The organism is Scytonema sp. UIC 10036 (assembly GCF_009725235.1).
In genome coordinates this window covers 1-7,038 of the sequence record NZ_WJFC01000350.1, presented here as the reverse complement: position 1 = coordinate 7,038, position 7,038 = coordinate 1, and the positions used below count along the sequence as shown (strand labels likewise).

At 41.1% G+C, this 7,038-nt stretch carries 5 protein-coding genes, 1 pseudogene and 1 CRISPR repeat array; of the genes and pseudogenes, 4 read left to right on the top strand and 2 right to left on the bottom strand.

The features are described 5' to 3' along the window. Positions 1–58: 58 nt before the first annotated feature. Positions 59–1,903: a hypothetical protein gene (locus F7734_RS59790; protein WP_207714486.1), complete on the bottom strand. Its 1,845-nt coding sequence runs from the start codon at positions 1,901–1,903 to the stop codon at positions 59–61. Between the two features lie 45 nt (positions 1,904–1,948). Between F7734_RS59790 and F7734_RS59785 the strand changes: the two genes are divergently transcribed. Beyond that, entirely contained in the window at positions 1,949–2,140 is a 192-nt protein-coding gene (locus tag F7734_RS59785) for a hypothetical protein (RefSeq protein ID WP_155753605.1), read from the top strand. Here the strand turns inward: F7734_RS59785 and F7734_RS59780 are convergent. After that, positions 2,081–2,704 (bottom strand): annotated as a pseudogene (locus F7734_RS59780) (Uma2 family endonuclease). The gene F7734_RS59785 and the pseudogene F7734_RS59780 overlap by 60 nt on opposite strands. On the opposite strand from F7734_RS59780, the gene F7734_RS59775 reads away from it, so the two are divergent. The 3 genes from F7734_RS59775 to F7734_RS59765 all read left to right on the top strand — a co-directional run bounded on the left by F7734_RS59775 (position 2,685) and on the right by F7734_RS59765 (position 3,857). Next, entirely contained in the window at positions 2,685–2,957 is a 273-nt protein-coding gene (locus tag F7734_RS59775; RefSeq protein WP_155753604.1) for a hypothetical protein, read from the top strand. The pseudogene F7734_RS59780 and the gene F7734_RS59775 sit on opposite strands and share 20 nt — an antisense overlap. Before the next feature lie 202 nt (positions 2,958–3,159). Beyond that, positions 3,160–3,534: a type II toxin-antitoxin system RelE/ParE family toxin gene (locus F7734_RS59770; protein ID WP_155753603.1), complete on the top strand. Its 375-nt coding sequence runs from the start codon at positions 3,160–3,162 to the stop codon at positions 3,532–3,534. Beyond that, positions 3,531–3,857, top strand: coding sequence for an XRE family transcriptional regulator (locus F7734_RS59765; protein ID WP_155753602.1), 327 nt, complete (start codon positions 3,531–3,533; stop codon positions 3,855–3,857). The genes F7734_RS59770 and F7734_RS59765 overlap by 4 nt, the downstream gene beginning before the upstream one ends. Before the next feature lie 295 nt (positions 3,858–4,152). Further along, a CRISPR array of direct repeats spans positions 4,153–5,077; the repeat unit is 37 nt; unit sequence GTTTCAATCCCGTTACCGGGAGTCGCTACATTTCAAG. Positions 5,078–7,038 lie beyond the last annotated feature (1,961 nt).

Sequence of the window (7,038 nt, the reverse complement as noted above, 5' to 3'; positions counted from 1 at the left end):
GGGTCAGGGTGGGGTAAAAAATATTTAATACATCAATCATGACTTTTCAAACATTCTCTTATGCAGCTTCGGTTTCGCCATCAATTTCAGCTTCTATATCTTCGGCTTCTTCATATATTCCATCAGGTTGTTTATCGTCTCCTTCGTTATCTTTGACTTTAGCCCAACCTTTGGCATATCCGTAGGCAATTAAGAGATTGGCTACTAAACTGGAGCCGTGTTTCTCAATTAAATTAATCAGCCGATCTAAATCATCTTTGGTTGTCCAAATACGGCGGGGTTTCTTCTGTTTTCTTAGTTCTTCATCGATACGTAAATTCTCATTTTCGTAGCTGGCTAAAAATGCGCTGATTTCAATAATGAAATCTTTTTTTGAACCTGATTGACTGCTCAATCTTTGTGCTAATCCATAGATTCTTTCCCATCCGGTTTCCTTTGATTTCCCTTCTTTATCGGGGATAGTTCCTGCGTAAATTGTGGCACTATTAATGGCTTTAGCAATATTTAAAAAGCCCGCATCTGTTGTGATTTCTGTTAAACTCCAATCACTATCATTTTGTCGCGATTTACTACTCAAGTTTCTCAACATAATATCGATTCCCTGTTTTGAAAATAGACAAACTCTTGATTTCCCGTCGGCTAATTTCTTCGTGATGTAATCGGCATAGCTGGCTTGGAAGCGGAAAAATTGATATAAATCATTCCCGGTAATAAAATCTCTGTATGCTGCAAGTAACTCGCTATTTCCCTCGTCAATTGATAGAAAACGCACTATTCTAAGATGCTCTTCCAAGATATTCAGATACTCATACAATTCATCTTTGCTGTGGGGATGTATCCAAGCTGGAAGTCCCAAGCTAAAAAGTTCTTTGATTCCATAAACCTGTCCTTTTGAACCGAAATTAGTTCCCGCAAAGTTGCTGACAAATTTATTGACGGATTTAGCCGAAATGTCAAAATCATCAAAATCATCCTCTGACTTTTCTGGTTCTCCGATTTCCTTGGAAACAGAATGGTGGTTGAGCAATTCCTGACAGAACCGCAGTACTAACTCCGCATCAAATCGAGCAATCCCATGTCCTCCCCCTGGTGGGTTATAGACAAGCAATTTTTTAATAACACTGCAATAGTCCTGGAATTGGATATCATGGGGTTGCAGTGCTACAACTCTCCAATCAAAAACGCGATCGCTTATTTTTACCCTCTCAGCAATTCCATAGTGAAATAACCCGGTAGCAATTAACCACAAACTCAACCAATCTGCTTTTCGCGGATCGAATTGATTGCTATCAGCTTTAATTCGGTTCACTCCTTGTACAGAGGTTGGTAAATAAACTTTCACAGCACTCGCCTTACTTGGTAATTTGCAAGCCGTATTTTTTTGGAATATTTTGGTAACTGTCTCAACTCCCCCATCTTCTTGACTAAAACCCTCAAAAAGTGCTGCAATTAAAGCACCATAGTTTTCTTGCAATTCCCAACTATCTATCCATAGATCGTTATGATTGCGATCGCAACGCATTTGTGTGAGAAACACACCATTTTGGGTGCGTGAATCTGGTGGTTTGGGTGCTTCCTCTGAGTTTTCGATTTTTCCTCGTTGTTGAAACAGAAAATCTCGATAAAGCTTGCGAGTCTTGCTTTGTTCTACCGTGTCAAAAATCTCCACATCTTGAGGAATTTTGCTGGTGTCAGTGTTTTTTCCTTTCACCACAGGAAAAGGGTCAGTATAACGGATTTTGGTAATGGGTTCGATATTGATAGGCTGTTTGAATTGGAGAATATAGGCTGTATCTCTATCTATCAATTGAATTGAACTTTTTTGTTTTGTTTTAAGCAAAGCATATTCGGCAAGTCGGGCTAAACCCAACATGAGAAATGTATCAGCGTAATTACTGAACATTTTAGTAAGAATTAATCGCTCTGTCATTGGGACTGGAGCCTTGGTTTGTTTACTGAATTATTTATAGCATGGCTATGGAAAGGGCGTATTCCAGTTGCGATCGCCTTCAGCTTTCGTCAAAAACTCATTGTAGGCGATCGCGCCCAGGTGGTAGTTTCTACTTGGAAGGATTGGCGGTCAATTGCGGCTTGCTGCTTGAAAAATCTGGTCAACAGTCAAATTCAGGTCTGGGAATAGAGGTGAGACAATGCGCGAGTTCCCTCTAAACTGACTGACTTGATATTCATCTTCAACCAAATAGCACACAGAGAAAGTTGGTTGTTTGGGATTGCCAATAAACTTACGCCCACCTAACGCTGCGTAATCTGCAATTCAGTATTCAAGAATACCCATTTCTTCATAGTCAGCAAGTTTTTTATGATAATCGTCGTGCCAGTTGGTACTTACTACCTCAATGACTAAGGGAACTGATGCAGCATCCGATACAGTTGACTCTTTTTTCCACAGAGGTTCATTGGCTAAGTTACGGGTGTTTAGTAGCAGCACATCTGGCGAGTAAGCTGATTCGCTCTTGGTCGGTTTAACAAATGCTGTCTTAGGGATGAAGTAAGGAAGTTTTAAACGTTTGTATTCCCCAACTATTTCTCCGACTAAAAATCCAATAACTTGTTCGTGGTCTCCTGTAGGTGCGAAGATTTCGATAATTACTCCATCATGTAGTTCATAGCGTTGTTGCGTGTTTGCTGGATACCAAGCAATAAATTCATCAAAAGTTACTTGTTTGGTTAAGGCTTGGGTCATTTCTTACGCCTCTTGTGGTGCGGGTATGGGTTCAGTAGCGATCGTTGGGTTTCCCGATCGCAATTTGGTTGTTTCAATCCCGTTACCGGGAATCGCTAAGTTTCAAGTTAAAACGTTGGAATTATATAAAGATTTTAATATACAGTTTCAATCCCGTTACCGGGAATCGCTACATTTCAAGCCAAAGATGCGACTTCAATTCAAATACGCGATCGCTGTTTCAATCCCATTACCGGGAATCGCTACGTTTTAAGCCAACATATACATAAATGTTTACTTATTTATCAGTGTCCTTCTTGTCAAAAGGCAAAGGCGGCTATGGAAGGAAAATAAAGCTTGCCATCATCAAAGTTATGGGATCTGCTTTTCTTAATGGCTTTCCGTCAGTAGAAGTAAAAGTCATGGCAATTTCATGCTATGGTGCTAACTTGAATTTATAGGAAATTTCATATATTATGGTAGATGGTGAGGACATTCCAGAAGTACCCTTACGCCCTCTTGTCTGGATGGGAGACGCTCGGAAAAACATTCGGGAGTTTCCTTCAGAGGTGCAAAAAGCGGTAGGGTATGCGTTGCAACTGGTGCAGGCAGGGAAAACACCACTGGATGCCAAGCCTTTTAAAGGAGTGGGAAGTGGCGTGTATGAGATTGTCAAACGCTATGATACTGACACGTACAGAGCGGTTTATGCCGTGAAGATTGGGGAAAAGATTTATGTCCTGCACGCTTTTCAGAAAAAATCCACAAAGGGAATCAAAACCCCACAGACTGATGTTGACCTGATTAAACAACGCTATAAAGACGCACTCACCCAAGAGGAACAACTATGACAGAACAAACGGTTTTTGAAGAAAGCAGTGGTAACGTCTTTGCTGACCTTGGCTTAGAGGATGCAGAAGAACTTTTTACCAGAGGCAAGATCGGTATTCAGGTTCTCAGCCTGTTACAACAACGTAATTTGAAACAACGGGAAATTAGTAAACTGCTCGGCATTCCCCAGCCGGAAGTATCGTATTTGATGCGAGGAGAGTTTCAACGGTTCAGCGAGGGTAAGTTGCTTACGTTTCTCAAGCGTCTTGATACTGAAGTGACCTTGCATCTTCGCCCCCGCAATGCGGGAACCCAGGCTACTGAAACGGTGGTATCACTCTAAGGTCAAAGCTGCCGTTTCTGCACTGGTAGTTGGTGATACTTTCTCTAGCTTTACGTGATTCAAATCCAAAAAGGGCGTTACAGCGTTTCCTAATCTAATGGGGTACACCTAGTTGTAAGGGTGCAAGGCATTACGCCCTTACTCTTATACTTCATTTGCCTAAGAAATGCTATAGCTGTGTTTACATAAAATAGTGGAAACTATCGAGTACGTATAAGCGCATGAACCCACAGAGCAGTATTGATCGCTGAGTTTCAAGACTTTATAAACTTCTTCACTCAAGGGGGATGTAATTGTTTCAATCCCGTTACCGGGAGTCGCTACATTTCAAGTACTGATAGCTGAGTACGGCAGACGGCAGATATTAGGTTTCAATCCCGTTACCGGGAGTCGCTACATTTCAAGTTTTACCCTCAGTTATGAATGCGATTGCCCCTATAAATGTTTCAATCCCGTTACCGGGAGTCGCTACATTTCAAGCTTACTGGAATTACTCAATCGCTAAAATAGTAAAACGATGTTTCAATCCCGTTACCGGGAGTCGCTACATTTCAAGCTAACTCAGTGCCATAAGCACAACTTTGTGGTACTTCAGTTTCAATCCCGTTACCGGGAGTCGCTACATTTCAAGTATTCATTGGATTTCTCAAAAGAACGCAATTCTAAAGTTTCAATCCCGTTACCGGGAGTCGCTACATTTCAAGGATATATGCGCGTTCTTATATAAGAGATTTCCTGAAGGTTTCAATCCCGTTACCGGGAGTCGCTACATTTCAAGCTATGTAAGAGAAACAGCGAAAAATCTTGGACTTGATTGTTTCAATCCCGTTACCGGGAGTCGCTACATTTCAAGATTGTCGCCGCCTCAGCGAGCAAACAACTACAGAAAAGTTTCAATCCCGTTACCGGGAGTCGCTACATTTCAAGCATCTTGCGCTCTTGCGCTTCGTCACTTCCTTCGTTGTTTCAATCCCGTTACCGGGAGTCGCTACATTTCAAGGGAGGAAGTGTGTTGTCAGTTTCTTCTGGTTGAGTTTCAATCCCGTTACCGGGAGTCGCTACATTTCAAGAATGTCGTAAATTATTTTAAAATCATTCTTAAGTTGGTTTCAATCCCGTTACCGGGAGTCGCTACATTTCAAGAGGTGCGATCGCACCCACTGTGCTAAAGTTGACTTATTGTTTCATCCCGTTACTCTGGAGAGTCGCTACATTTCAAGCTAATCACGCTAAAGACAAGCGGCTTGATAAAAGTTTCAATCCCTTACCGGAGTCGCTTTTCAGTCAAAATCCTTGTCAAAGGAATGTAATAGATAATTTGTTTCAATCCCGTTACGGAGTGTACATTCAAGTTTAAAGTAAAAAGATAAAACAACAAAACAATGTTCAATCCCGTTACGGAGTCGCTACATTCAGCTAATCATGGGAGGATGAAATGTCATTTTGTCGTTCAATCCGTTACGGGAGTGTACATTCAAGGTTCCAGGTAATTAATTTGGCAACTATAATTGTTTCAATCGTTACGGGAGTCGCTACATTTCAAGTAAACCGTTGTCATTCCCACTAATAAATTAAAACGTTTAATCCCGTTACGGAGTCTCTACATTCAAGTTAAAATTTTTCAAAAAGAATCTATATTGTGTTTCAATCCGTTACGGGAGTCGCTACATTTCAAGCTTTTAAGTATTTTGCGCTCTTGCGCTTTCGGTTTCAATCCGTTACCGGAGTCGTACATTTCAAGTTCATTTTCAACAAGAACTTCTAATGGACATGCGTTCAATCCGTTAGGGAGTCGTACATTTCAAGACAATTGGAGAACGCCGTTTATTCTTGGGGTTTCATCGTTACGGAGTCGTACATTTCAAGCTGAGTCTTATGTCCCCAGTCCACTTTTTCGTTTCAATCCCGTTCCGGGAGTCCGCTACATTTCAAGTCGCCATCTGAACCCTTACAGAGCAAGGATTCTACAAGCCGTTTTGGCAGATCGAAATGACCTATTTCCAGCTCACTTATTGACATAAATATAATAGTGGATATCAAACGCTGTAACTATTACTTGTTAGGTTCGGCGATTTTGGAGAACCCAGTTTTAGCCCGCGTTCGGTTTGCCAACATCAATCTATAAATTATAGACGTACTAATCCTAACGTCTACTCGGTTAGATATCTTCATGTTAATTGTACCGATCTGCCGAAGGCAGTAGCGAAGCTATCGCTTGCTGCACAACGCCAAAAGCACCAAGAATAGATTAACTAATTTCAATCGCGATCGAATTTATTCAAACGAACTTTGAGTGAAAACCACTTTTCACTCAAACTCGTCAGGTAAACCGATCGCCCATTAGTTAAAAAAACCCTCGTGCTTTTGGCGTTGTGCACCCAGCGATAGCTTCGCTACTGCCTTCGGCAGATCGGTACAATTAACATGAAGATATCTAACCGAGTAGACGTTAGGATTAGTACGTCTATAATTTATAGATTGATGTTGGCAAACCGAACGCGCGCTAAAACTGGGTTCTCCAAAATCGCCGAACCTAACAAGTAATAGTTACAGCGTTTGATATCCACTATTATATTTATGTCAATAAGTGAGCTGGAAATAGGTCATTTCGATCTGCCAAAACGGCTTGTAGAATCCTTGCTCTGTAAGGTTTCAGATGGCGACTTGAAATGTAGCGGACTCCCGGAACGGGATTGAAACGAAAAAGTGGACTCGACATAAGACTCAGCTTGAAATGTACGACTCCGTAACGATGAAACCCCAAGAATAAACGGCATTCTCCAATTGTCTTGAAATGTACGACTCCCTAACGGATTGAACGCATGTCCATTAGCAGTTCTTGTTGAAAATGAACTTGAAATGTACGACTCCCGTAACGGATTGAAACCGAAAGCGCAAGAGCGCAAAATACTTAAAAGCTTGAAATGTAGCGACTCCCGTAACGGATTGAAACACAATATAGATCTTTTTTTTGAAAAGATTTTTAACTTGAAATGTAGCGACTCCCGGTAACGGGATTGAAACGTTTTAATTTATTAGTGGGAATTGACAACGGTTTACTTGAAATGTAGCGACTCCCGGTAACGGGATTGAAACAAATAGTAAGATTTAGAACATAGGGACCTGAGTAGCTTTAAAACTAGACACTACCGCTAACAGGATAAAAACAATATATAATGAA

Bases quoted from the DNA above. Each gene is read 5' to 3' on its own strand.
- F7734_RS59790 (WP_207714486.1), bottom strand. From the start codon at position 1,903: ATGTTCAGTAATTACGCTGATACATTTCTCATGTTGGGTTTAGCCCGA.
- F7734_RS59770 (WP_155753603.1), top strand. From the start codon at position 3,160: ATGGTAGATGGTGAGGACATTCCAGAAGTACCCTTACGCCCTCTTGTC.
- F7734_RS59765 (WP_155753602.1), top strand. From the start codon at position 3,531: ATGACAGAACAAACGGTTTTTGAAGAAAGCAGTGGTAACGTCTTTGCT.